This window comes from Geodermatophilus sp. SYSU D00742 (genome assembly GCF_054049935.1).
The window spans coordinates 65,193-88,453 of sequence record NZ_JBJGYJ010000006.1 but is presented as its reverse complement, the minus strand read 5'-3'; the positions used below and the strand labels follow the sequence as shown (position 1 = coordinate 88,453).

The 23,261-nt window shown below is 75.3% G+C and carries 28 protein-coding genes; 7 read left to right on the top strand and 21 right to left on the bottom strand.

The genetic code is table 11. The features are described from left to right. Positions 1-135 precede the first annotated feature (135 nt). The 7 genes from ACI78V_RS06190 to ACI78V_RS06160 form a co-directional block, all read right to left on the bottom strand. Entirely contained in the window at positions 136-363 is a 228-nt protein-coding gene (locus ACI78V_RS06190; RefSeq protein WP_456849956.1) for a hypothetical protein, read from the bottom strand. Between the two features lie 224 nt (positions 364-587). Continuing rightward, positions 588-1,544 carry an anti-sigma factor RsbA family regulatory protein gene (locus tag ACI78V_RS06185; protein WP_456849954.1) on the bottom strand — a complete coding sequence of 319 codons (957 nt, stop codon included), beginning with the start codon at positions 1,542-1,544 and terminating at the stop codon, positions 588-590. Beyond that, entirely contained in the window at positions 1,541-2,365 is an 825-nt protein-coding gene (locus ACI78V_RS06180) for an MEDS domain-containing protein (protein WP_456849952.1), read from the bottom strand. Before ACI78V_RS06180 ends, ACI78V_RS06185 begins: the two co-directional genes overlap by 4 nt. A gap of 121 nt (positions 2,366-2,486) precedes the next feature. After that, complete coding sequence (locus tag ACI78V_RS06175) at positions 2,487-3,218, bottom strand: Crp/Fnr family transcriptional regulator (protein ID WP_456849949.1); 732 nt, start codon at positions 3,216-3,218, stop codon at positions 2,487-2,489. 68 nt (positions 3,219-3,286) lie between these two features. After that, complete coding sequence (locus ACI78V_RS06170; RefSeq protein ID WP_456849947.1) at positions 3,287-3,937, bottom strand: chemotaxis protein CheB; 651 nt, start codon at positions 3,935-3,937, stop codon at positions 3,287-3,289. 21 nt (positions 3,938-3,958) lie between these two features. After that, positions 3,959-6,268 carry a SpoIIE family protein phosphatase gene (locus ACI78V_RS06165; protein ID WP_456849945.1) on the bottom strand — a complete coding sequence of 770 codons (2,310 nt, stop codon included), beginning with the start codon at positions 6,266-6,268 and terminating at the stop codon, positions 3,959-3,961. Between the two features lie 216 nt (positions 6,269-6,484). Further along, complete coding sequence (locus ACI78V_RS06160; protein WP_456849943.1) at positions 6,485-6,778, bottom strand: flagellar FlbD family protein; 294 nt, start codon at positions 6,776-6,778, stop codon at positions 6,485-6,487. A gap of 181 nt (positions 6,779-6,959) precedes the next feature. On the opposite strand from ACI78V_RS06160, the gene ACI78V_RS06155 reads away from it, so the two are divergent. The 3 genes from ACI78V_RS06155 (at position 6,960) to ACI78V_RS06145 (ending at position 9,145) form a co-directional block, all read left to right on the top strand. After that, complete coding sequence (locus tag ACI78V_RS06155; RefSeq protein ID WP_456849941.1) at positions 6,960-7,742, top strand: isocitrate lyase/PEP mutase family protein; 783 nt, start codon at positions 6,960-6,962, stop codon at positions 7,740-7,742. 3 nt (positions 7,743-7,745) lie between these two features. Then, positions 7,746-8,258, top strand: a complete 513-nt coding sequence (locus ACI78V_RS06150; RefSeq protein WP_456849939.1) for a class I SAM-dependent methyltransferase — start codon at positions 7,746-7,748, stop codon at positions 8,256-8,258. A 188-nt stretch (positions 8,259-8,446) separates the two neighbouring features. Beyond that, positions 8,447-9,145, top strand: a complete 699-nt coding sequence (locus ACI78V_RS06145) for a response regulator transcription factor (RefSeq protein ID WP_456849937.1) — start codon at positions 8,447-8,449, stop codon at positions 9,143-9,145. A gap of 189 nt (positions 9,146-9,334) precedes the next feature. Here ACI78V_RS06145 and ACI78V_RS06140 read toward each other — a convergent pair whose 3' ends face one another. The 11 genes from ACI78V_RS06140 to ACI78V_RS06090 form a co-directional block, all read right to left on the bottom strand. Next, complete coding sequence (locus ACI78V_RS06140; protein ID WP_456849935.1) at positions 9,335-9,958, bottom strand: signal peptidase I; 624 nt, start codon at positions 9,956-9,958, stop codon at positions 9,335-9,337. Between the two features lie 35 nt (positions 9,959-9,993). Next, entirely contained in the window at positions 9,994-10,611 is a 618-nt protein-coding gene (locus ACI78V_RS06135) for a TasA family protein (RefSeq protein WP_456849927.1), read from the bottom strand. 175 nt (positions 10,612-10,786) lie between these two features. After that, a complete protein-coding gene (locus ACI78V_RS06130; protein WP_456849933.1) occupies positions 10,787-11,443 on the bottom strand; it encodes a response regulator in 657 nt (218 codons plus the stop codon). Further along, positions 11,437-11,631, bottom strand: a complete 195-nt coding sequence (locus ACI78V_RS06125; protein ID WP_456849931.1) for a hypothetical protein — start codon at positions 11,629-11,631, stop codon at positions 11,437-11,439. Before ACI78V_RS06125 ends, ACI78V_RS06130 begins: the two co-directional genes overlap by 7 nt. Further along, entirely contained in the window at positions 11,628-12,251 is a 624-nt protein-coding gene (locus ACI78V_RS06120) for a signal peptidase I (RefSeq protein ID WP_456849929.1), read from the bottom strand. The genes ACI78V_RS06125 and ACI78V_RS06120 overlap by 4 nt, the downstream gene beginning before the upstream one ends. A gap of 35 nt (positions 12,252-12,286) precedes the next feature. Further along, positions 12,287-12,904 carry a TasA family protein gene (locus ACI78V_RS06115; protein ID WP_456849927.1) on the bottom strand — a complete coding sequence of 206 codons (618 nt, stop codon included), beginning with the start codon at positions 12,902-12,904 and terminating at the stop codon, positions 12,287-12,289. A gap of 169 nt (positions 12,905-13,073) precedes the next feature. Next, positions 13,074-14,306 carry a sensor histidine kinase gene (locus ACI78V_RS06110; protein ID WP_456849925.1) on the bottom strand — a complete coding sequence of 411 codons (1,233 nt, stop codon included), beginning with the start codon at positions 14,304-14,306 and terminating at the stop codon, positions 13,074-13,076. Continuing rightward, a complete protein-coding gene (locus ACI78V_RS06105) occupies positions 14,303-14,692 on the bottom strand; it encodes a response regulator (RefSeq protein ID WP_456849923.1) in 390 nt (129 codons plus the stop codon). Before ACI78V_RS06105 ends, ACI78V_RS06110 begins: the two co-directional genes overlap by 4 nt. Positions 14,693-14,895: 203 nt before the next feature. Next, the gene (locus tag ACI78V_RS06100) at positions 14,896-15,594 is read right to left on the bottom strand and encodes a DUF3618 domain-containing protein (protein ID WP_456849921.1); all 699 of its coding nucleotides are present in this window, start codon (positions 15,592-15,594) and stop codon (positions 14,896-14,898) included. A gap of 41 nt (positions 15,595-15,635) precedes the next feature. Next, positions 15,636-16,175, bottom strand: a complete 540-nt coding sequence (locus tag ACI78V_RS06095) for a phage holin family protein (RefSeq protein WP_456849920.1) — start codon at positions 16,173-16,175, stop codon at positions 15,636-15,638. A 3-nt stretch (positions 16,176-16,178) separates the two neighbouring features. Continuing rightward, positions 16,179-17,033, bottom strand: coding sequence for a hypothetical protein (locus tag ACI78V_RS06090; RefSeq protein ID WP_456849918.1), 855 nt, complete (start codon positions 17,031-17,033; stop codon positions 16,179-16,181). Between the two features lie 381 nt (positions 17,034-17,414). On the opposite strand from ACI78V_RS06090, the gene ACI78V_RS06085 reads away from it, so the two are divergent. Further along, positions 17,415-18,257, top strand: coding sequence for a siderophore-interacting protein (locus ACI78V_RS06085; protein WP_456849916.1), 843 nt, complete (start codon positions 17,415-17,417; stop codon positions 18,255-18,257). Between the two features lie 42 nt (positions 18,258-18,299). Here the strand turns inward: ACI78V_RS06085 and ACI78V_RS06080 are convergent, their stop codons facing one another. The 3 genes from ACI78V_RS06080 to ACI78V_RS06070 form a co-directional block, all read right to left on the bottom strand. Continuing rightward, positions 18,300-19,079, bottom strand: coding sequence for an enoyl-CoA hydratase/isomerase family protein (locus ACI78V_RS06080; RefSeq protein ID WP_456849914.1), 780 nt, complete (start codon positions 19,077-19,079; stop codon positions 18,300-18,302). 1 nt (position 19,080) lies between these two features. Next, complete coding sequence (gene ypfJ / locus ACI78V_RS06075) at positions 19,081-20,001, bottom strand: KPN_02809 family neutral zinc metallopeptidase (protein WP_456849912.1); 921 nt, start codon at positions 19,999-20,001, stop codon at positions 19,081-19,083. A gap of 76 nt (positions 20,002-20,077) precedes the next feature. Further along, entirely contained in the window at positions 20,078-20,935 is an 858-nt protein-coding gene (locus tag ACI78V_RS06070) for a formate/nitrite transporter family protein (RefSeq protein WP_456849910.1), read from the bottom strand. 114 nt (positions 20,936-21,049) lie between these two features. Between ACI78V_RS06070 and ACI78V_RS06065 the strand changes: the two genes are divergently transcribed. The 3 genes from ACI78V_RS06065 (at position 21,050) to ACI78V_RS06055 (ending at position 23,207) form a co-directional block, all read left to right on the top strand. Then, on the top strand, positions 21,050-21,493 hold the full coding sequence (locus ACI78V_RS06065; RefSeq protein ID WP_456849908.1) for a nitroreductase family deazaflavin-dependent oxidoreductase: 444 nt from the start codon (positions 21,050-21,052) through the stop codon (positions 21,491-21,493). Between the two features lie 81 nt (positions 21,494-21,574). Further along, on the top strand, positions 21,575-22,546 hold the full coding sequence (locus ACI78V_RS06060) for an ABC transporter substrate-binding protein (RefSeq protein ID WP_456849907.1): 972 nt from the start codon (positions 21,575-21,577) through the stop codon (positions 22,544-22,546). Positions 22,547-22,721: 175 nt separating this feature from the next. Continuing rightward, positions 22,722-23,207, top strand: coding sequence for a hypothetical protein (locus ACI78V_RS06055; RefSeq protein ID WP_456849905.1), 486 nt, complete (start codon positions 22,722-22,724; stop codon positions 23,205-23,207). Positions 23,208-23,261 lie beyond the last annotated feature (54 nt).

Below are 23,261 nucleotides of genomic sequence, written 5' to 3'. Positions count from 1 at the left end.
GCCTGAGGAGCCACAGCGCGCTGGCGACCCCGGTCCGAGGGCCGCTGACGCGACAGGCTCGATGGCCCTCGTCGCCCGGGCCGGCGGGCGACGTCCCCGCCGTTGCATCGAGGACGAGCCCGCACGCGGGCCGCGTCAGCCGCGACGCAGCCCGATCAGGAGCCTGTCCTCCTCCGACTGGCCCGCCGGGTGGGCATCCACGCCAGTCACCTGCCGGGCCGTGCGCCACTGGCCCGGCGCCCAGGCACGGGTCATCAGGCCCTCCTCCGACAGCGCGACCAGGGCTCCGCTCTCCGTTGCCAGCAGCCCGGCCTCGATTCGTTCGTCCTCGCCGCCAGTGATCTGCACCGTCCAGATCGGCATCCCGCGCTCCCCCTCTTGCGGCACCGCCTCACGACCCCCGGTCCCAGCAGACAACGGGGCCCGGAGGCACGTGGCAAGGCCCCCTGGGCGCGTCATCGCTGTGTGTCAGTGGAGCGACATGGGGCGAGATCATGGAGGCGCGGTCGGTGCCCGCCGCTGCGCCTCGTGGCTCAGCGGGGCGGCGGTCCCGGCGTGCCCGGCCCGTGCCCCGGTGCTCGCACGCCTCAGGCGAGGAGGGAGGTGGTGAGGCGGACGGTGAACCCGGCCGGGTCCCGGTCGGCCTCGAGGGTGTCGCAGGACTGGCGGACCAGCCACAGGCCCGCCCTGTGTCGTGGGTCGTCCGCCGGCGGGACGTATCCGGCCAGGGGGTCGTCGAAGCCGGGCCCGCGGTCGGTCACGGTGCACACCAGCCGGGTCGGCGGGGTCCACACCCGGAGGGTGACCGGTGGGCGACCGTGCCGGACGGCGTTGGCGAGCACCTCGGTGGTGGCGGCGGCGAAGTCCGTCCGCCGGTGCCGGTGCGGTCCCGGGGCCGCCAGCAGGTCACGCAGCCGGGCGCGCACCGCCGGGAGCCGGCTGACGTCGGTCAGGTCGTCCAGACGGAGGGCGGGGGTGGTGACCTCGACCGGGTCCGGCCTGCTGACCGCGGTCCGGCTGAGGACGGTGGCCGGATCGGCACAGCGGTCGTTGGGCGAGCGGCCGCCGGGCGTGAGCAGCGCGGGATGGGTCTGCTCGATGCCGAGGCGGACCGGCTCGGGCAGGGTGCGGGTGTCGTAGGCGCACACGCCCGACAGCGGCAGCGGGGCCAGCGCGATGTTGCAGGCGGCCTCGTACCCGGTCCACTCCGCCCAGCTCTCCCGCCCGTCGCCCACGGGGACCTCGGCGAGCGCCCGGACCCGGGGCACCCCGGAGCGCGCGTGCCGGCGGGTGATCCGTCGCTGGGCCGCGAGGGCCTGCGCGGGACGGGTGTAGACGGCGGCCGGCTCCAGGAGGGTGATCCGGTCGTCGCCGCCGAGGGCCTCGGCCACGAGCCGGTTGCGGTCCTCCCGGCACGCGAGCACCACCGACTCCCCGGCGGCCAGCCCGTCGGCCAGGAACGGCACAGCCGCGGCCACCAGCTCCTCGGTCGAGCCGTACAGCAGCGCGGAGTGCAGGTAGCTCTGTCCGGCGGCGGCGGTCATGACCGTCCTCCCACCATCCGGACCCCCGGCAGCTCGTCGACCTCCAGCAGGGACATGGTGCGCGCGACGTCCGGCTGGGGCGCGACGAGCAGGACCTCCCCACCGCCGGACCGGAACCGACGGGTGGCGTCGTCCAGCCGCCAGCACGAGCCGGCATCGATGTACCCGACCTCGGCCAGGTCGACGCGGAGCAACCGGGAGGGACGGCGGCTGGCGGCGGCCAGGACGGCGGTGAAGACGTCGGTGTTGGTGGGGTCGATCTCACCGCGCAGCACCAGCCCGTGCTCGTCGGGGCCGGTGCTGAGGGTCGCCTGCCGCACCCCGGTCAGGTGCACGGCGACGGCGTCGTCGAGTCGCGCACCCGTGGTCGTGGCCTGCGCGTACTGGCACAGGGCACTCACCGGCCGGGTCCGGGTCAGTGCGTCCACCCGCTGCTCGAACCCCCGGCGGGCCCGCAGCGACGAGCTGCTCAGCGCCGCCCCGGCCTCGGCCGCCATCCGCACCGCCGCGAACCCCTCGGCCAGCGCCGCGTCCACGACGACGGCCTCGCTGTCCGGCGGGTGGAGGTCCTCGAGCGGGAGCACCGCGAGCCGCCCCTCGCGCACGGCCGCCGCCGCGTCCAGGCCGCGCGCCTCCAGCACGGCGACCAGCGAGTCCTCCACCCGGGACGGCACCTCGCCGTAGACGACCTTCTCGCCGAGGTCCAGCCCGCGACGGACCCAGGCGGTCAGCCCGGCCCGCCGCTCGTCCTCGGTACCGTGCAGCAGCAGGACGTGCCCGTCCCACTCGGCACCGGGGGCCTCGAGGTCGACGCCCTCCACGAGGGACAGGCTACGGCGATCCACGGCCCCGGGAGGCGGCCGAGCCCCGCCGCGGCGACGCCGGGCGTACGACAGCACGCCGTCCGGGCGCACGGAGGAGCGCCCGGTCCCCGGGCCGTGGTCAGACCCCGGGGGCTGCGGTGAGGCGCCGGTACTCGGCCTGGACGATGTCGTAGCAGTCGCAGGCGGCGTCGTGCAGGCCGTCGGCGTCGACGACGGTGATCCGCCCTCGGGTGTAGCGGATCACCCCCGCCTGCTGCAGCACCCCGGCCGTCAGGGAGACGGTGCCCCGCCGTACGCCGAGCATCTGGGCGAGGAACTCCTGGGTGAGGGCGAACTCGTCGCCGCCCACCCGGTCGCGGGTCTGCAGCAGCCAGCGGGCGCAGCGCTCCTCGGTGGTGTGCAGCCGGTTGCAGGCCACGTTCTGGGCGAGCAGGACCATGGTGGCCTGGGTGTAGCGGTGCAGCAGGTCGTGCAGGGCGCCGTCGGTGGACAGGAACCGGCGCAGCTCGGCCGTCGGCAGCCGCAGCGCCGACCCGGCGACCTGACAGAAGGAGTCGTGCGGGCTCTCCGTCCTGCCGAGGAAGGCCGGCAGGCCGCCCATGCCCTCGTAGCCGATCGTGGCCACCTCGACCGCCGCCTCGCCGTCGACGGTGGCCAGCAGCGACAGGACGGCGTCCACGGGGAAGTAGAGGTGCTCGATGGGCTTGCCGCGCTCCGAGACCTGGTCGCGGACGTCGAGTTCCACGACCTCCAGCGCGGGCACGAACCGCTGGTACTCCTCCTCGGGCAGCCCGCGCAGGAGCAGGTTGCGGCGGGGATCAGGGGTCGGTGACCCGGACGGTGTGTCCATGCGTCCACCTCTCGGGACGGTCGCCCCGTCGGTCCCGGTCGTCGCGGACGACCCCCGTGAGCAGGCGGTCACGCCGGGACGCGGGGCGCCGGCCCCAGCCGCGCCCACGGCGGCACGGGGACGGCGAGCAGGTCGGCACCGCCGGGTGCCATCGTGTACGCCACGAGCGCGGGCGCGATCAGGCGGAGCGGGAGGGCGTGCTCGACGCAGCCGGTCGCCAGGGCCGCGTTCGGCATGCCGGGTGCCTCGGCGTCCTCGGGGTCCTGCACCAGCACCCGGCCACCGCCGCGCTTGACCGCGCGCACGCCGGCGGCGCCGTCGGACAGCCGGCCGGTGAGGACCACCGCCAGCACCCGGGCGCCGAAAGCGGCCGCGGCGGCGGCGAGTGTCTCGTCGGCGCTCCGGTTCGACGGGGTGGTCCGCAGGGACAGGAGGCCGGCCGGGCTCAGGCCCGCGCTGGTCCCCGCCGGGAGGACGGTGACCCCGGGCTGCAGGGGACCCGGCCTGGCGGTCCGCGCGGGCAGCGCGGACCGCGAGCGCAGGATGTCGCTCAACAGCTCCGGCGTACCCACGGCGCGGTGCTGGACCACCAGGACCGGTGCCGGGAAGGTCGCGGGCAGCCCTCCGGCGACCGTGCTCAGGGCCCTGACGCCGCCGGTGGAGGCGGCCAGCACCACCACGTCGAAGACCCCGTGCGGTGGAGGGGACGACGCCGTCATCCGGGCGACGGTACGCCTGTGTCAGGTACCTGACACAGGGTTCGTCGGCGTGTCGGCCGTCGACACGCTCCGGTCCCCGACCTCCGGCGTGCGTCCGGGGCTGCGCTCCCGGCCGTGCTCAGCCGCCGGTCCGTCCGGCACCAGGCCCAGCCCGCGACGGCGGGGGACCTCGGAGCCGGGGAGCGCCGCGCCGTCCGCCTCGTCGCCGCCGCGCAGGTGCAGGCAGAGCAGGACGACGTCGTCCTGCAGGGGCCGGTCGCCGGTCAGCTCGGTCATGACGACGTCCCGCCAGACCGCCGGGTCGTCGCCGTCCACGGTCCCGGCGACGGAGGCCAGCCGCTCCAGGCCGGCGTCCAGGTCGCTGCCGCGCCGCTCGACCAGCCCGTCGGAGTACCAGAGCAGCATCGCGCCGGCCGGCACGACCAGCTCCGCCTCGGTGCGCGGGCCGTCCGTCACCGCCAGCGGGGTGGAGCGGCCCTCCATCAGGTAGCGCGCCCGGTGGCCCGCCACCAGCAGCGGCGGAGGGTGCCCCGCGCACGCGTACCGCAGGGTGCAGGTGGCCGGGTCGTACTCCCCGTAGCCGAGCGTGGCCAACGCCGCTCCGGGGATGCCGGGACACGCCTCGTCGAGCGCCTCGAGGACCTGCCGCGGACCGGCGTGCCGGCCGCCGGCGATCACCCGCAGCGCCGCGTGCAGCCGCCCCATCGCGGCGGCGGCGGGCAGGTCGTGGCCGACGACGTCGCCCACCACGAACCCGGTCCGCCCGTCGGGCAGCGCGAACACGTCGTACCAGTCACCGCCGACGTCGTGCTCCTGGTCGGCCGGGCGGTAGCAGCCGGCGATGTCGACGCCGGGCCGGTGGCCGGGCACGACCGGCAGGAACGCCCGCTGGAGCTCGTGGGCGGCCGCGTGCTCCTTCTCGTACAGCCGGGCGCGCAGCAGTGCCTGGGCCATCAGCTCGGCGAGGGTGCCGGCGACGGCGGAGACGTCGGGGTCCACGGCGGCGTCGGACCCGAAGCCGAAGGCGAGCGCCCCGACGGTGACCGCACCGATCCGGGCGGGCACCGCCAGCGCGCTGCCCACGTGGGGGACGTGCCGGTCCTCCCGCCCGACGGCCTCGCCGGCCAGGCCCGCGGGGAACGCCGTCCGGAGCCCGGTCGGGGCGGACACGGTCACCGCGGTCCCGTGGCGGGCGGCCGCCGCGACCAGGGCGGGCGCGTCCAGCGCGAGCTCGACCGGGTCGTCGGCCTCGGCGGTCCAGGTGCGCAACCGGGTGCCGTCGGGGGACAGCACGCCCACCACGCCGTGGTCGGCCACGAGGCGGGTGCCGCGCCGGACCAGCACCTCCGCGATCGCCTCGGTCGTCGCGGCGGTGGCCAGGCCTGCGGTCACCTCCTGCAGCGCCTCGACCCGCCGGCGCATCGCGGCCTCCCGCAGGGACACCGTGCTCGCCCGCTGCCGTTCCCCGATCTCGACGGCGAGCAGCCAGGCGGTCAGGACGGCGACGGCGAGGAAGAGCTGGAGGCTGGCGTGCCCCGCGTCCGGTCCGGCGGCCAGGGACGCCCACGGGCCGCGGCCGGCGGCGGTCACCACGTTGGCGGCGAGGGTCATGGCCAGCCCGGCGGCGGCGACGACCGGGACGCCGTACCGGAAGGCGAACAGCACGAGCAGCGGCAGGGGCAGGTAGGCCAGGCGCACGGTCATCGGCCAGAACGCCGCGGCGGTCACCGCGGCGGTTCCCGCGGCGAGGAGCAGCCGGTGCGCGGCGGTGGGGAGGGACGCCCGCTCGGCCCCGGCCCGCCAGGTCAGCACCGTCCCGGCCACGGTGAGCACGCCCAGCCCGTCCCCTGCCCAGAACGGGAAGAACGTGGCGAACCAGTCGCGGGCGAGGGCCAGGTCGTTGGTGGTGGCCCCGACGAAGGCACCCACCAGCGGGCCTGCGACGACCGCGCACGCGATGAACACACCGAGGTCGCGGCGGCGGTGCAGATCGAGGTCCGGCGCGAACCGGCGCACCAGGGTGGCGCCGACGAGTGGCTCCAGGGTGTTGGCCAGCACGAAGCCGACCACCGAGGGGAGCGGCAGGTCGTAGGCGACGTCCATCCCGATCTCGACCACGACCACCGTGCCCAGCACCCACGGCCACGCCCGCGGGCGGGTGAGCACCAGGGCGGCGAGGGTGACGCCGGCCGGTGGGAACAGCACCGCGCCGACGTCCGAGGCCGAGAAGAGCCCGAAGGAGATGCCCGATCCCGCGGCGTAGGCCACGGCCACCACCGCGACGAGCCGCCAGGTGCGTGGGTGGTCGGCGGAACGGCTCGGGCTCGTCATCCGGAGCTCCGCGGGTCGAGGCCTCGCACCACCGTCACGAGGGCTCGTGACCGGATCATCATGGCCCGCCCGGGCGTCGTCGTCACTGCGCCGGGTGACCGCCGACGTCCGGTTCACCTGCGGGAGCGACCTCGCCGGGCTGCCGCCTGGTTCCGGGACGGGCCGAGCGCACCGGGGGCCGGGCTCCTCACCGGACCACGGTGGTGCCGGTCGCGGTCAGGACCACCGGAGCGGGATGGCCGGTGCGGGCCCGTGGACCTCGGGCGCCACGGGGGTGCGCCCGAGACCCAACGGGTCGGCGTCCTCCCCGCGGTCGAGCACGTAGCACGCGGCGATCACGCCGGCGCGGTCCTCGCGGATCCGCGCGACGATCTGGTCGATCGTCTCCAGCACGCAGTACCTGGCCCCGTCGGTCAGGTGGACGACGGTGTCCGGCCGGGCCTCGACCCGCTCGATGTGGTCGGGGTCGAGGCGGCACTGCTCGCCGGTGCGGCGGGTGAGGCCGATCATGGCGGTCCTCCTGCTGGGCGGGGCATCGGGCCCCGGCGGCGCCCTCGGGGTCGGGCTCCCTCCACGTCGGCCATCGGCGACCGGTGGTGGAGCCGCTCGCGCCGGCCGGACCCCCAACGGGGTGAGCCGTTCCCGCGGGAACGCCGCACCACCGCCGGCGTGATCACCTAGGTTCGGCGTCGTGCCCGACCTCGCCGCCCGCGCCCGCACCCTGCTGGACCTGCACCGCGCGCCGGGGATCCTGGTGCTCGCCAACGTCTGGGACGTCGCGTCGGCGAGAGTGGTCGCGCAGTCGCCCGGGGTGACGGCCCTGGCCACGGCCAGCCACGCCGTCGCGGCGACCTTCGGCTACGAGGACGGCGAGCGCATCCCGCTCGACCTGCACCTGGACATGGTGGGGCGCATCGCCGCCGCGGTCGACCTCCCCGTGAGCATGGACATGGAGGCCGGGTACGGCGACCCGGGGCAGACCGCCCGCCGCGCCATCGCGACGGGCGTCGTCGGCGGCAACCTGGAGGACGCGTCCCGGCCGCTGGACGAGTCGGTCGCCGCCGTCGAGGCCGTGCTCGCCGCGGGGCGCGCCGTCGGCGTCGACTTCGTGCTCAACGCCCGCACCGACGTCGTCCTGCACGCGGCTCCGGACGCCGACCGCGGCGCGGTCCTGCAGGAGGCGGTCCGCCGGGGCCGGGCCTACCTGGACGCCGGTGCGCCGGTCGTCTTCGTGCCCGGTGTGGTCGACCGGGCGGAGATCGCCGCGCTCGTCGACGGCCTCGGCCCCGGCCGGCTGTCGGTGCTCGCCGTCCCGCGGGTGTCCCCGTCGGTGCGCGAGCTCCAGGAGCTGGGCGTCGCGCGCGTGTCGACCGGCCCGGGCCCGCAGCGGGTGGCGCTGACCGCACTGCAGGACTGCGTCGCCGACCTGGTCGGTGGGGGCGTCCTGCCGCCGGGGACCCGCCGGTTGAGCTGAGCCGTGGCCGCCCCCTCGGAACGGCTGGCGTGGGCCGCAGCCGTCGTCGCGCCGTCGGCGGGGGAGCGGGTGCTGGAGGTGGGCTGCGGGCACGGCGTGCTCGTCGCGCTCCTGGCGGGGCGGGGTGCCGAGGTGCTGGGCCTGGACCGCTCGCCGGCGATGGTCGCCGCCGCCGCTCGTCGCAACCGGGCGGCGGTCGAGGCCGGCCGGGTGCGGCTGCAGGCGGCGCAGTTGCTCGACGCCGACCTCGGCAGCGGGCCGTTCGACGTCGTCGTGTCGTTCGACGTGCGCGCGTTCTGGGACGCCGGGGCACCGCGGACCTGGGACGTCGTCGACCGCGTGCTGGCCTGCGACGGTCGGGTCGTCGTGGCCTTCTCGCTGATGACGGCCGGTGCGGACGGGCCGGTGGTCGACGCGGTCACCCGGCTGGGGGCCGACCGTGGTCTGGCGGTGCACGCCGTCCACCGCCGCCGCACGGCGCCGATCGAGTCCGTCGCGGTGGAGCTCCGGCGATGACCGGGTGCCTCCCTCCCGGGCTCGTGCCTGCGGGCCCGGTCGCGCGGGGGCCGGTGCCCCGCGGCGGCCTCATCCGTTGGGGGGACGCCTCGGACGGCGGCTCAAGGGCGGTCCGGGCACTGCCGATCACCCGCTCAGGTGACGGGACCGCCGTCGCCGTGATCGCTGATCGAGCGGAGGGAGTGGTCGTGCCCGAGCAGTCCGTGCTCGTCGTGGAGGACACCGAGGAGATCCGGGAACTGGTCTGCACGGTCCTGCGCAAGGCGGGGATGGACGTCCGCGCGGTGGGATCCGGTGCCGAGGCCATGGTCGAGATCCGGCGTGCCGCGCCCGACGTCGTCGTCCTGGACCTGGGGCTCCCCGACGCCGACGGCACCGAGGTGTGCCGTCGGATCCGCGCCGAGAGCGAGTGCTACGTCCTCATGCTCACCGCGCGCGCCGAGGAGGTCGACCTGCTGATCGGCCTGGCCGTCGGCGCCGACGGGTACATGGCCAAGCCGTTCTCGCCCCGCGAGCTGGTCGCCCGCGTCCAGGCCCTGCTGCGCCGGCCCCGCGTCCCCGAGCCGCGTCCGGCTCCGGTCGAGGAGTCGGTGCGCAAGCTGGCCGAGCTGGAGGTCGACGAGGACAGCCGCGAGGTCCGCGTCGACGGCGCCGTGGTCGACCTGACCCGCACCGAGTTCGACCTCCTCGCGGCCCTGGCCTCCCGCCCGGGCCGCGTGCTGCAGCGGGAGACCCTGCTGCGGGAGGTGTGGCAGACCGACTGGGAGGGCAGCGTCCGCCTGGTCGAGGCGCACATGTCCAACCTCCGCCGGAAGCTGCAGGCGGCGGGCCTGTCCTCACCGGAGATCCGCACCGTCCGCGGGGTCGGCTACCGCCTCGTCGCCTGAACCGCCCCACGACACGACAGCGGGTCCGGACCTCCTCGAGGTCCGGACCCGCTGTCATGTCGGGTGGTACCTGCAGCCGACGTCGCCGAGGTCCGGAGGTGCCGACCCGGCCGCGGGCCGGTGAGCGTGCCGGTCGACGGCCGCGGGCTCCCCGCTGGTGACGCCGGTCCCCTCCCGGTCCCCTCGGGCTCAGGGCCGGTCCTCCTGGGTGTGGGTGGTGGGGCGCCAGATGGTGAGCAGGAGCCAGCCGGCCAGGAGGGTGGGGGCGCCGTAGACGAGCAGGTGGCTGAGCCAGGGGGTGCGCAGGGCGGTGATGAGGTGGCCGGCCGCGGGGATGACGGCCTGGACCTGGTAGGCGGTGTCGCCCTGGAGGACGGCGGTCCAGGGGTCGGGGGCGTCGTTGGCGTCGCCCTTGGTCTGCACGGTGACGGTGCCGTCGGCGGCGTGGTCGACGGTGAGGACGCGGTGGGTGACCAGGCTGCGGTCCCCGACGGGGATGTGGTAGGTGATGATCATGCCCTCGCGGACGTCGGTGACGTCGAGGGGTGTGGTGAGGACGATGTCGCCGGTGTCGATGGCCGGGGCCATGGAGCCGGTGAGCATGGTGAGGGTGCGGTAGCCGAGCAGGTGCGGGCCCACGGCCAGGCCGAGGAAGGCCAGCACCGCCGTGCCGATGAGCAGGCGCACCAGCCAGCGGGTGACCAGTCGCAGGGCGGGACGCAGCAGGCGCCCGGTGGCGGGCCGGCGGGCGCGCGCGGTCGGGAGCGGCGGAGGGGCCGTCCCGGGGGTGGCGAGGGGGAGCACGGCGGTCATGGCGGGTTTCTCCGGTCAGCTCGGCGCAGCGGTGGTCAGCGGGCGGTGCCGGTGCGCTGCTGGGCGGAGAAGGTGAGGCTCAGTGCGGCGGTCTGCTTCTGGAACGTGTTGTCGGCGCTGGTCGGCAGCGAGATGGTGAAGACCAGGTGGTCCTTCTTGCCGGCGGTGAGGCTGTCGGGGTTGTCCAGCTGACGGTTGCTCACGGCCGGGCCGGAGCCGAGGTTGCGCTCGGTGCCGCCGGTGCAGGCGTAGGTCGGTGCGCCGGCGGTCAGCGTCTGGGTCCAGGGCACCGAGCAGGACTTCAGCGACAGCTGCAGGCCGTTGGTCGTGTCGGTGGTGAGCATGTTGGCGGGGCTGGTGGAGGTGGTGACGGCCAGGTTGACCGAGGACAGCGCGGAGTCGCCGTCGTTGGAGAGGGTGACCGCGCGGCTCAGCGAGTCACCGGGCAGGAAGCCGGCGGTGGTGACCGGGATCGCGGCGCTGGGGACGGCCAGGTTGATGTCGACGTGGCCGGTGGTGACCTGGGTGGAGACCGGGGTGGTGGAGTCGGTGAAGGCGCCGAAGGTGCCCAGGCCGGCCACGGCGGCGGCGACGCCGACCACGCCGAGGGAGCCGACGACCTTGCGGGTGGTGGTGCGGGGCTTGGTGCTCATCTGCGGATCTCCTGCCCGAGGGGCCGGAACGGGTTGTTCCGGCGACACAGACGACGATCCGGCCCCAACCGCAGGCCACCCGCCCGCCTCCCGCAAGAAAGACGCAAGCCTCCCGCGGGACCAGGTCCCGGGGAGGCACGTCCGCAGGCCGCCGGCGCACGGGGCCGTGGTCGGGTCAGGCGCCGGCGACCGCCTGCAGCTCGACGACGAGGTCGTGGGCGAGGACACCGCGCCGGGCGTCGCGGGCGATCGCCTGGCAGACCGCGGCGACCTCCGGGTGGCCGAGCTGGGCGCTGGTCCCGGCGAGCGTCGTGGACGCGTGGGCCAGGGCGGGCGCGTCGCCGGCCCCCGCGCGGTCGGCGATGGCGGTCAGCCGGTCGGGCAGGGCGCTGGCGTAGATCTCCTGCAGCCGGCCCATGAGGTCGGCCTCGACGTCCTCGTCGTGCAGTTCCCCCACCTCGATCGCCGGTTGTGGCGCCGACGTCCGGTCGCGGAGGAGGTCGACCAGGAGTTCGGCCCCCACGGGCCCCGGCAGGCAGGCGAGGGCGCCGGCGGCCAGTGCGGCCCGGCGCTCCTCCTCGGCGGCGTCCCGTGCGACGGCCACGAGGTGGGCCCGGCAGCCGGCCAGACGCAGGCGGCGCAGGAGGGCGGGCCCCTCGCCGGCCGGGGCGGGCAGGTCGGTGACGACCAGGTCGAGGTCCAGTCGGCGGGCCAGGGCGAGGGCCTCGCGGGTGCCGGGGGCCTCGTGGACCTCCCAGCCGGTGAGCCGCAGCAGGCCGGCGACCCGGGCGCGGTCGGTGCCGTCGGCGTCGACGACGAGCGCGGTCAGCACGGGGACCCCCCCTCGGCGAGCGGAGTCGTCCCCTGACGCCGGTCGGCGCCCGAGGTGCGGGAGGAGAGCCGGAACACGGGCCAGTCCTCGTCCCGGTGCCGGTCCGGAGGAGCGGAGCGGTCCTGCCCCTCCACCGCGTCGACCAGGGCGTCGGCACGGATGAGCAGGGCCCGACGGTTGAGCTTCACGGCTGGTCCTCCTGGGTGTGGGTGGTGGGGCGCCAGATGGTGAGCAGGAGCCAGCCGGCCAGGAGGGTGGGGGCGCCGTAGACGAGCAGGTGGCTGAGCCAGGGGGTGCGCAGGGCGGTGATGAGGTGGCCGGCCGCGGGGATGACGGCCTGGACCTGGTAGGCGGTGTCGCCCTGGAGGACGGCGGTCCAGGGGTCGGGGGCGTCGTTGGCGTCGCCCTTGGTCTGCACGGTGACGGTGCCGTCGGCGGCGTGGTCGACGGTGAGGACGCGGTGGGTGACCAGGCTGCGGTCCCCGACGGGGATGTGGTAGGTGATGATCATGCCCTCGCGGACGTCGGTGACGTCGAGGGGTGTGGTGAGGACGATGTCGCCGGTGTCGATGGCCGGGGCCATGGAGCCGGTGAGCATGGTGAGGGTGCGGTAGCCGAGCAGGTGCGGGCCCACGGCCAGGCCGAGGAAGGCCAGCACCGCCGTGCCGATGAGCAGGCGCACCAGCCAGCGGGTGACCAGTCGCAGGGCGGGACGCAGCAGGCGCCCGGTGGCGGGCCGGCGGGCGCGCGCGGTCGGGAGCGGCGGAGGGGCCGTCCCGGGGGTGGCGAGGGGGAGCACGGCGGTCATGGCGGGTTTCTCCGGTCAGCTCGGCGCAGCGGTGGTCAGCGGGCGGTGCCGGTGCGCTGCTGGGCGGAGAAGGTGAGGCTCAGTGCGGCGGTCTGCTTCTGGAACGTGTTGTCGGCGCTGGTCGGCAGCGAGATGGTGAAGACCAGGTGGTCCTTCTTGCCGGCGGTGAGGCTGTCGGGGTTGTCCAGCTGACGGTTGCTCACGGCCGGGCCGGAGCCGAGGTTGCGCTCGGTGCCGCCGGTGCAGGCGTAGGTCGGTGCGCCGGCGGTCAGCGTCTGGGTCCAGGGCACCGAGCAGGACTTCAGCGACAGCTGCAGGCCGTTGGTCGTGTCGGTGGTGAGCATGTTGGCGGGGCTGGTGGAGGTGGTGACGGCCAGGTTGACCGAGGACAGCGCGGAGTCGCCGTCGTTGGAGAGGGTGACCGCGCGGCTCAGCGAGTCACCGGGCAGGAAGCCGGCGGTGGTGACCGGGATCGCGGCGCTGGGGACGGCCAGGTTGATGTCGACGTGGCCGGTGGTGACCTGGGTGGAGACCGGGGTGGTGGAGTCGGTGAAGGCGCCGAAGGTGCCCAGGCCGGCCACGGCGGCGGCGACGCCGACCACGCCGAGGGAGCCGACGACCTTGCGGGTGGTGGTGCGGGGCTTGGTGCTCATCTGCGGATCTCCTGCCCGAGGGGCCGGAACGGGTTGTTCCGGCGACACAGACGACGATCCGGCCCCAACCGCAGGCCACCCGCCCGCCTCCCGCAAGAAAGACGCAAGCCTCCCGCGGGACCAGGTCCCGGGGAGGCTCGCGGAGCTGGACAGACCAGCGGCTCGGACGCTAGCGGGGCAGCGTCAGGGTGAAGGTGGTGCCCCGGCCCTCGGTGCTGGTCACCTCCAGCGTGCCGCCGTGGGCGGTCGTGATGGCCCCGGTGATCGCCAGGCCCAGGCCGACCCCGGGCACCGCGTGCCGGCGGGCCGTCGAGGCCCGGAAGAAGCGGGTGAACAGCTGTGCCTGCTCCCCGGCGGGGATGCCGATCCCCGTGTCGCGGACGGCCAGCTGCGCGACGGGGACGGCGTCCGGCCGCTCATGGTGGACGACGGTGCTCTCCGGCGTCCGCCACGCCTCCCGCAGGGTGAGGGTGACCCGGCCGCCACGGGGGGTGAACTTGACGGCGTTGGAGACCAGGTTGTCGCAGGCCTGCCCCAGCCGGACGGCGTCCCCGCGGACGCCCAGCCCGGTCTGCGGCACGTCCACCACCACCTCGACGCCCGCCGCCGCGGCGGTGACCCGGGCGGTCTCCTCCGCGGCACGGACCACCGCGACCAGGTCGACGTCCTCCGGCTGGAGGCTGAACCGGCCGGCGTCCACCTGCGCGGTGAACAGCAGGTCGCCGACGAGGCGGAGCAACCGCTGCGCGTTGCGCTCCACGGTGGTCAGGTACTGCCGCTGCTCGTCGGTGAGCGGCTGGTCCGGGTCGTCGAGGACGAGTTCCAGGTAGCCGAGGATGGAGCTCAGCGGCGTGCGCAGCTCGTGACTGATCAGGCTCACGAACTGGTCCTTCACCCGCTCGGTGGCGCGGGCCTCGGTCATGTCGGTGCCGACGAAGTTCCAGCCGGCGTGCGCGCCGGTGTCGTCGGTCCGTGGGGTCACGGCCACCGAGACGGTGAGCTCCTCGCCCCCCGCGGCGACGTAGGTCCAGTCGCGGACGTCGTGGCCCTGTTCCTGCGCGGTCCGCACCAGGGCCGCGAGCCCGCCGCCGCCCTCCTCGAGCTCCTCGGGCAGGTGGAAGTCGGTGATCGAGCGACGGCGGACGACGTCGGCACGCGGCAGGCCCAGCATCTTCTCGGCGCCCGGGTTCCACACCCGGATGACCCCGTCGACGTCGGTGCCGACGATCGACTGCTCGGTCACCGCGTCGATGACGCTGGTCATCGTCTGCGCCCGCGCCTGCAGCATGCGGGTGGCGACCTCGAGCTCGTCGTCGCGGTGCCGCATCTGCGCGCGCAGGGCGGCGTTCTCCGCGCGCAGCCGGGCGACCTCCCGGTCCAGGGCCGGCTCGACGGTGGTCACGCGGACACCCCCGCGGTCAGCTCCCGGACGCGGGCGACCAGCCCCGCCACCGGGAAGGGCTTGGCGAGGTAGGCGTCGGCGCCGGCGGCCAGGCCGCCGGCGACGTCGTCCGGCGAGGCGCCTGCCGACAGCAGCAGGACGCGGACCCCGGCGGTGGCGGGGTCGGCGCGCAGGGCGGCGCACACCTCCAGCCCGGTCGCGCCGGGCATGGAGACGTCGAGGACGGCGAGGTCGGGCGGGTCGGTGCGGGCGGCGGTCAGGGCCCCGGTGCCGTCGGCGGCCTCCGCAACGACGGTGCACCCGGCCCGGCGGACGGCGAGGCAGACCAGGGCGCGGATGTCGTCCTCGTCGTCGGCGACCAGCACGCGAGCGGGTGCGGTCGGCACGGGCGGGCTCCCTCGGTCGGCGGCCGGTGCCCGGGGGCCCGCGCCGGTGGCGTCGTCCCCTGCGACCTCGGCGTCCGCGGCGCGCGGCTGCAGCGCGCCGACCGCGGCCTCACCCCAACAGGGGACCGTCCTCCCGGCTCCGGACAGCACTGCGCCCCGCCGGTGTGGTCCCGGCGGGGCGCAGGCGAGTGGGTGGAGACGGACTAGCTGGTGCGGCTCTGCACCGTCTCCCGGGACTGCTGGGCCTGGCCCTGCACGTCCTGCGCGGCGGACTGCCCTTCCTGCTTCACGGTCTGGGCGGCGTCCTGCGCGGTGGACCTGACCTCCTCCACCGCCTGCTGGGCGGCCGGCTTCAACTGGTCACCGATCTCCTGGGCGGCCTGCTTGGCCGGCGCGAGCAGCGTGTCCTTGTTCTCGCGGACCGCCGTCTCGGCCTGCTGCGCGAGCTGCCGCTCCTTCTCCGACGCCGGCAGGAGGCTGGAGACCAGCCAGCCGACACCGAAGGCGATGAGCCCCGCTGCCAGCGGGTTGCCCTGGGTCTGGCGGACGACGGCGTCGGGAGCCTGCTGGACGGCCGAGGCCGCCGACTGCGCGGCACCCTGCACCGACTCGGCGGCGCTGGAGGCGGCGCCCTGCACGGAGCCGGCCGCGTTGGAGGCCATGCCCTGGGCCGACGACCGCGTGTCGTGGGCGGTGCCCATCACCGAGGACCGGGTCTGCTGCGCGCTTCCCATCACCTTCTCCTTCGCACGGGTGATGCGGCCCTTGGCCGCGGTGACCCGCCGGTCCATCACCCGGGCGGGGTTGACCTTCTCGTTGAGCGCGTCGACGTCGTAGCTCAGCTCGCGCTGGGTGGCCTCGATCTGCCGGCGGATCACTTCCGGGTCGTTGCTCGTGGTCATGTCAGGTACTCCGATGTCTGAGAGGGCCGGTGGACGGCAGGTCAGTTGGGCTTCAGGGCGCCGGGCACCTGCTGGAGGGTGTCCACCGTGCGCTCGGGCTTGGGGTTGACCGTCTTGAGCTGCTTGCGGCCCATGACGAACGTGACCGCGGCGACGACGCCCCAGAGGACGGCGACGATGAGCGCGGCCAGGCCGGCGTCCATCACGTTCTCCAGCGCCCACCACAGGGCGATGGAGAGGAACAGCAGGACCATGTAGCCGGCGAAGCCGGCCGCGCCCATGAGCCCCGCGCCCTTGCCGGCCTTGCTCGCCTCGGCCTTGACCTCGGCCTTGGCCAGCTCGAGCTCCTGGCGCATGAGGGTGGAGAGGTCCTTGGCGACCTCGCCCATCAGCTGGCCGACCGACGTGCCCTCGACGTCGGGACGGCCCTGGTCGGTCATCGGCGTGCCCATGGCGCCGGACTGGGCGTCGTAGGACTGGTCGGGGGTGACCGCGTAGTTGGACTGCCCGGTGGCCCCGGACGGGTCCGGGTAGCCCTGCGGCGTCCCCACCGGCGTGGCGCCGGAGTAGGGAGAGGACATCGGTCAGACCCCCCGGCCCGGAGTGCGTGCGGGGTCGTCCCAGCCGGCCGACGTGGTCGGCGGGACGGCGGCGTCGGCCGGCGGCACGGTGCCGTACGGCGGCGGCGGTACCGGCGCGGTGCCCGTCGTCCCCGTGGTGCCGCCGTAGCCGGCGGTCTCGCCGTAGCCCGTCGTCGTCTCGTAGCCGGCCGTCTCGGTGTAGCCGGAGTAGGCCGGCGTCGGCTCGACGTAGTTGGTCTGCGTGTAGCCGGCCGTGGTCGCGTGGTGCTGGCCGGTGGCGGAGCCGGAGTCGCTGTGCGCGGCCTTGACCCCGCTGGTGAGCCGGCCGGCGACGACACCGGCGAGGGCGGCGCCCAGCAGGAACGTGCCCGGCTTGCGGCGGGCGAAGGAGCGGACCTCCTCGAGCAGGTCGGCCGGCTCGCGGTTCTGCAGCCAGCCGGCGAACTCCTCGACCTTGCTGGTCGCCTGGTCCACGAGGTCACGGGCGGGGCCGGACGGCGCCCCGTTGCCCTCGACCATCCCGCGCAGCTGGGAGGCGATGCCCTGCAGGCCCTCGGCGGCCCGCTGCTGGGAGGCGACGGCCTGCTGGCGGAGCTGGGTGCGGCCCTGGTGGACGAGGTCCTGGGCCTGCGCCTTGGTCTCGTACGCGACCTCCCGGGCCTGGTCGGCGGCGGTCGAGGCGACCTGGCTGCCGGCCTGGGCCGCGGTCTGGCCGACGTTGCGGGCCTCGTCCTTGGCGACGTCGGTGGTGGACGGCGTGCCCGTGGTGCCGGTGCTGGTGCTGGTCGAACCCGCTGTCGCGCCAGTGCCGTGGGTGGCCGGCGGCGGCGGGAACGGGGTGTCGATGGAGTGCGTCATCGTTCCTCCTCGGCATGCGTCGTGGTCAGAGCAGGCGCTACCCAGATCGCGATCACCCACACATCGCCGGCCGACGGTCGTCGGTCGCTGACGTGCGGGTATGGGTCTGTCCCGGGCCGTTGCAGCAACGGACCGGGTGTGCGGTGTCGCCCGCCGGCCGCGTCGTCGCGTGCTCGGCGGAGGGGGTGCCAGGGGCGCCGTGCGCCCGCTGCCGAGCGGCGGGCCGGTCGACCCCACCGCGTCTTGGTGGCGCCTCGGTGCGGGAGCCGCTGTACCCGTGGCGCGAGGACCCGAAACGAGACCGGACGGTCGGCGGCACGGGCACCATCACCGGCGGACTAAGGTGAGGCACACCTATCCTTCGCCCTCCGAGGAGCTCCCATGGCCGAGCAGGCCCAGCGCCGTCCGCGCACCCCCCGGCTGGCCACGGTGCTCCGGACGTCGCGCCCCACGCCGCACCTCGTGCGGCTCGTGCTGGGCGGACCGGGTCTCGCCGGCTTCGCGCCGACGTTCACCGACTCCTACGTCAAGCTGGTGCTGCCACCGGCCGGTGCCCCCTACACCGCCCCCTTCGACGTGGAGCAGGTGCGCAGCGAGCAGCCGGCCGAACTGTGGCCCTGCCTACGCACCTACACCGTCCGCGCGTGGGACGCCGAGCAGGGGGAGCTGACCCTCGACGTCGTCGTCCACGGGGACGAGGGCGTCGCCGGCCCGTGGGCGGTCGCCGCCCGATCCGGTGACGTGGTGCAGCTGCTCGGCCCCGGCGGGGCCTACCTGCCGGCCGACGACGTCGACTGGCACCTGCTCGTCGGCGACGAGACCGCCCTGCCGGCCATCGCCGCCTCGCTCGAGCGACTGCCCGCCGGCACGGCGGCGCGGGTGTTCGTCGAGGTGGACGACGCCGCCGAGGAGCAGGACCTCGACACGCCCGCCGGTGTGGAGGTCGAGTGGGTGCACCGCGCCGGCGCGCCCGGTGCCGCGCTGGTCGCCGCCGTCCTGACCGCCGAGCTCCCCGAGGGTGAGGTGCACGCCTTCGTGCACGGCGAGGCCGGCTTCGTCCGTGACCTGCGCCGGTTCCTGCGGGTGGAGCGGCTGGTGCCGCGCGAGCGGCTGTCCGCGTCGGGGTACTGGCGGCGGGGCCGCACCGACGAGGGCTGGCGCGCGGAGAAGGCGGAGTGGAACGCCGCCGTGGAGGCCGACGAGCAGCGGCTGCCCGTGGCCTGAGGGGGAGGGCCGCCCGCCCGCACGGCGCTGTGGACGGGGCGCTCACCCGGTCCAGGGGAAGCGGGGTGGGCGGCGCTCGGCGAAGGCGGCCGTCCCCTCGGCCAGCTCGCCGGCGCTGACCGTCTCCCGGTACCAGCGGTCGGCCTCGGCACGCCCGTCCCGCCCCGCGCTCAGCGCCGCGACGACCTCCTTGGCCGCCCGCTGGGTGAGGGCGGAGCGGGTGGCCAGCACCTCGGCGAAGGAGAACACCTCGCGCTCGAGGTCGTCGGCGGCCACCAGGCGGTCGACCAGCCCGGTGCGCAGCGCGGTCGGCGCGTCGACGAGCTCGCCGCTGAAGAGCAGGTACCGGGTGAGCGCGGGGCCGACGAGGTCCAGCAGCGCCTTGGTCGACTCCGGCGTGTAGACGATGCCGACCTTCGCCGGGGTCACGCCGAAGACACCGGTCGGGTCGGTGAACCGCAGGTCGCAGCAGGTGGCCAGCTCGACCCCGCCGCCGATGCAGTGCCCGCGGATCATGGCCACGGTCGGCTTGGGGAAGTCCCGCAGGGCGGCCTGCGCGGCGAGGTTGTCGCGCCGCAGCGCAGCCATGGGATCGGCGGGGTCCGGGCCACCGAGCAGGTCGGCGATGTCCGCGCCGGCGCAGAAGCTCGGCCCCTCGCCGGTCACCACGAGGACGCGGACACCCGGGTCGCCGGCCGGGCCGGCCAGCACCTCGGGCAGCGCGGCCCACATGCCGGCGGTGAGCGAGTTGCGCTTGTCGGGCCGGGCGATGGTCAGGACGGCGACCGCGCCCTCGCGGCCGATGCGGAGGAACTCGCTCATCTCATCCCAGGTCGTCGGTGGCGAAGGTGTCGCACTGCGCCGGGTCGCCGGTCTCGTGACCGGTGGTGAACCAGCGCTGCCGCTGCTCCGACGAGCCGTGGGTGAACGCGTCCTGGTCGACGGTGCCGCCGCCGAGGTTCTCCTGGATGAAGTCGTCGCCGATGCGGGCGGCGGCGTCCAGGGCCCGGTCGACGTCGTCCTGGGTGATCTCGGCGATCAGCGGCCGGCCGGACTCGTCCGGCACCGTCTCGGCGTGGTGGGCCCAGGCGCCGGCGTAGCAGTCGGCCTGCAGCTCCAACCGCACGGTGCCGCTCTCCGGCCCGGTGAGGCCGGGCGTGACCTGCTGGTCGGTGCCGAGCAGGTTCTGCACGTGGTGGCCGTACTCGTGGGCGATCACGTACGCGTTGACGAACAGCCCGCCCTCGGCGCCGAACTGCGACTGCAGTTGGTCGAAGAACGACAGGTCGATGTAGACCTGCTGGTCGGCGGGGCAGTAGAAGGGGCCCGAGCCGCTGGTGGCGCCGCCGCAGCCGGTCTGCACCGAGCCGTTGAAGAAGACGGTGACGGTCGGCTGGTAGCGGTCCCCGAGCACGCCGGTCCAGTAGTCCTGGATCGACTCGATGTCGGCGACCACGGCGCAGTCGACGCTCTCGTTGGCGTCCGCGCCGGTCCGGCACTGCTCCTCGAGCTGGCCGTTGTCGGCGGTCTGGCCCTGGCCCAGGCTGCCCAGCTGGCCGAGCGCCGCACCGGTGCCGCCGTCCCCGCCGCCGCCGAGCAGCTGGAACAGCACGAGGACGACCACGCCGACCAGCCCGAGCCCACCGCCGCCGACGGCCAGCCCGCGGCCGCCGCCCAGCCCGCCACCGCCGCGACGGTCCTGGACGCCGGACGTGTCGAGATCGGCGCCTTCGCTGTACCTCATGGGCTGGGAGCTCTCCTGGTCCCCGGCACCGTCGGTCGGTGCCGTACGCAGCGGCGGTGCCCCGGCCGGCGCGGGGTCATGCGCGTTCGGGCGCCTCGCCGCCGGTCGGCGTCCGGCTGGGCTGCTCGGCCGGCTGGTCGCGCAGGAAGAGGTACCAGTACGACGTCGCGACGAAGACCACCGCTCCGACCAGGTTGCCCAGCCCGGCCATCAGCCAGTTGAGCAGCACGTGACCCCAGCCGATGTCCGGGACGCCGGCGAAGACCGCGGCGGGCAGGAAGAACATGTTGGCCACGACGTGGTCGAAGCCCATCGCGACGAACGCCATGATCGGGAAGAAGATCGCCAGGACCTTGCCGGAGACCGTGGTCGCCGCCAGCGACATCCACACCGCGAGGCAGACCAGCCAGTTGCAGCCGACCCCGCGCAGGAAGACCTGCCAGGGGGACTCGTGGAGCCCCTTGGCCTCGGCGATCTGCGCCAGCCGCTCGTGGGTGAGCGCGGCGCTGCCGGAGGCGCCGGGCGCGCCGATGACCCCGGTCTGGACGGCGAGGAAGTAGGCGACGAACAGCGCGCCGAGCAGGTTGCCCAGCAGCACCAGGGTCAGGTTCTTGGCGACGTCGCCCATGCTGAGCCGGCCCTGCATCGCACCGAGCGGGACCAGCAGCATGTTGCCGGTGGCGAGGTCGGACCCGGCGATGAGCACCAGCACCAGCCCGAGGGTGAAGGCCGCGCCCATGAAGAGGGTGGGCAGCGTGCCCCACGTCTCGGGGGCCAGCCCGGAGGAGACGGTGATCGCCACCAGGGCGCCGAAGGCGATGTAGGCGCCGCCGAGGAACGCGCTGACCAGGACGCGGTCCCAGGTGCGGTGCACCTTCTTGGCGCCGGTCTCACTGGCCACCTGGGCCATCTCGGGCGGCTGGCGGTCGGACATCACGCCTCCACACGGCAGCAGACCTCGGGGTCCGGACGCTACTGGCCCGCGCCGCTCCCGGCCCGTCGACGCCGTCCGGGTGCCCGGCGGGGGTGTGCGACCTAGGTTCGGGACATGCCCCTCTCCGGTGAGTACGAGCCCAGCACCCAGCAGTGGGTCCGCGACCAGGTGGAGCGCTACGAGGCCACCGGAGGGCGCGAGGCCAACACCCTGCGGGACACCGGCCTGCCCGTGGTCGTCTTCAGCACCCGCGGCGCCAGGAGCGGGAAGGTGCGCAAGCAGCCGCTCATGCGGGTCGAGCACGAGGGCGCCTACGCGATGGTCGGCTCGGTCGGCGGCGCGCCCAAGGACCCTGCCTGGGTGGCCAACGTGCGGGCGCACCCGGACCAGGTGACCGTGCAGGACGGCCCCGAGCCGTGGGACGGCGTCGCCCGCGAGGTCACCGGCGAGGAGAGGGCGCAGTGGTGGGAGCGCGCGGTGGCCGCCTACCCCGAGTACGCGGTGTACCAGCAGCGCACCGACCGGGAGATCCCGGTGTTCGTCGTCGAGCGGCGGTGACCCCGGTCCCCCAGGTCAGGTGAGGCTGCCCTAAGTTCACCCCCGGGGTGCCGGATCGTCCGGCGACCAGGGAGGACGACTGTGCACGGGATCGGGCGGTACCGCGGAGGGGTGCTCGCGGTGGCGGTGGGGTTCGCGCTCGCCGGCTGCGGCGCCGGGGACGGCGGGACGGCGGGCGGGGCGGCGACGACCGCGGCCGCGGAGACCCGCACCGTCGAGCACGCGGCGGGGACGACGGAGATCGAGGGCACCCCGGAGCGGGTCGTCGTCCTGGACACCGGGGAGCTCGACGCCGTCCTGGCCCTCGGCCTGACGCCCGTGGGAGCGGTGCGCACGTCGGTCAGCGACGAGCTGCCGGCCTACATCGAGGACGCCGGGGCCGACCCCGCCGAGATCGCCAACGTCGGCACCATCGCCGAGCCGGACCTCGAGGCGATCGCCGCCCTCACCCCCGACCTCATCCTGTCCAACGCCGTCCGGCACACCGAGATCTACGACCAGCTGTCGGCGATCGCCCCGACGGTGTTCGCCGAGGCGATCGGCGAGACGTGGCAGGACAACCTGCGGCTGGCCGGCGAGGCGCTCGACCGGTCCGAGGCGGCCGAGGAGCTGCTCGCGACCCACGAGGAGCGCGCCGCGGAGGTCGGCGCGCTGTTCGGTGACCCGGCGGCGACCGAGGTGAGCATGGTGCGCTTCCTCGACGGCACCGCCGTCCGGCTCTACGGGGAGGGCTCCTTCATCGGCGCGGTGCTGGCCGACGTCGGCTTCGCCCGGCCGGAGCTGCAGCGCACTCCCGAGACCTTCGTGGAGGTCGCCCCCGAGAACATCGGGGAGGCCGACGGCGACCTGCTCTTCTACGCCTCCTACGGCGAGGACGGGCAGACCGCGGCCGGTCAGGTGACCGGGGGCGGGCTGTGGTCGAGCCTGTCCGCGGTGCAGGACGGCCGCGCCTTCGAGGTCAGCGACGACCGGTGGTTCCTGGCCATCGGCCCGCTGGGCGCCTCGCTGGTGCTCGACGACCTCGAGGAGATCGCCGGCCGCTCGGCCGGCTGAGCCCCACCGTGCAGATCCGCGGAGTCGCCCCGTGCGGATCCGCGGATCTGCACGGGGCGGCGGGTCGGGGGCGCGACGCCGCCCGGTGCGGACGCAGCGCCGATCCCCCTGGTCCCGCTGCGGCCGGTCCTCCACACTGCGGCGCCGATCCCCCCACCGACCGAGGAGGACTCCCGTGCCACTCAGCGCCGCCGACACCTGCGCCCGCGTCACCGCCGAGCTGAACCGCCCAGGGCAGCCCTTCGCCTACACGTGCGAGGGCAACCGGGTGGTCGGCGCCTGGGACGTCGCCGACGTCGGCTACCAGGGGCTGGTCTCCGCCGGCACGATCGACGTCCACTACGCGATCACGGTGACCCTCGACGAGACCTCGGGCACCTACGCGGTCGAGGAGCGCCGGTCCGAGGGCGGGAGCACCGTCCGGTCCTCCGGCGGGACGGTGTCCTTCGGCGGGTCGAAGCAGGTGTTCCGCGGCCGGTCGATCGGCAAGCAGTGGGGTGGGGGAGCGGCGCTGCGGGCCACCTCGCACGGGCAGCCGGGGCACACCTGGAGCTACTCGTTCGAGACCTCCCGCATCAAGCAACCGCTGTTCGACCTGCTGGCCGACGCCGGCTGGCAGCCGGAGAGGAAGGGCTTCCTGGCCCGTCTCTTCTCCCGCTGAGCCCCCTCTCCCACCGAGCCCCCAGCCCCCGGCACGGTCCCGTCGTGGGCCCCG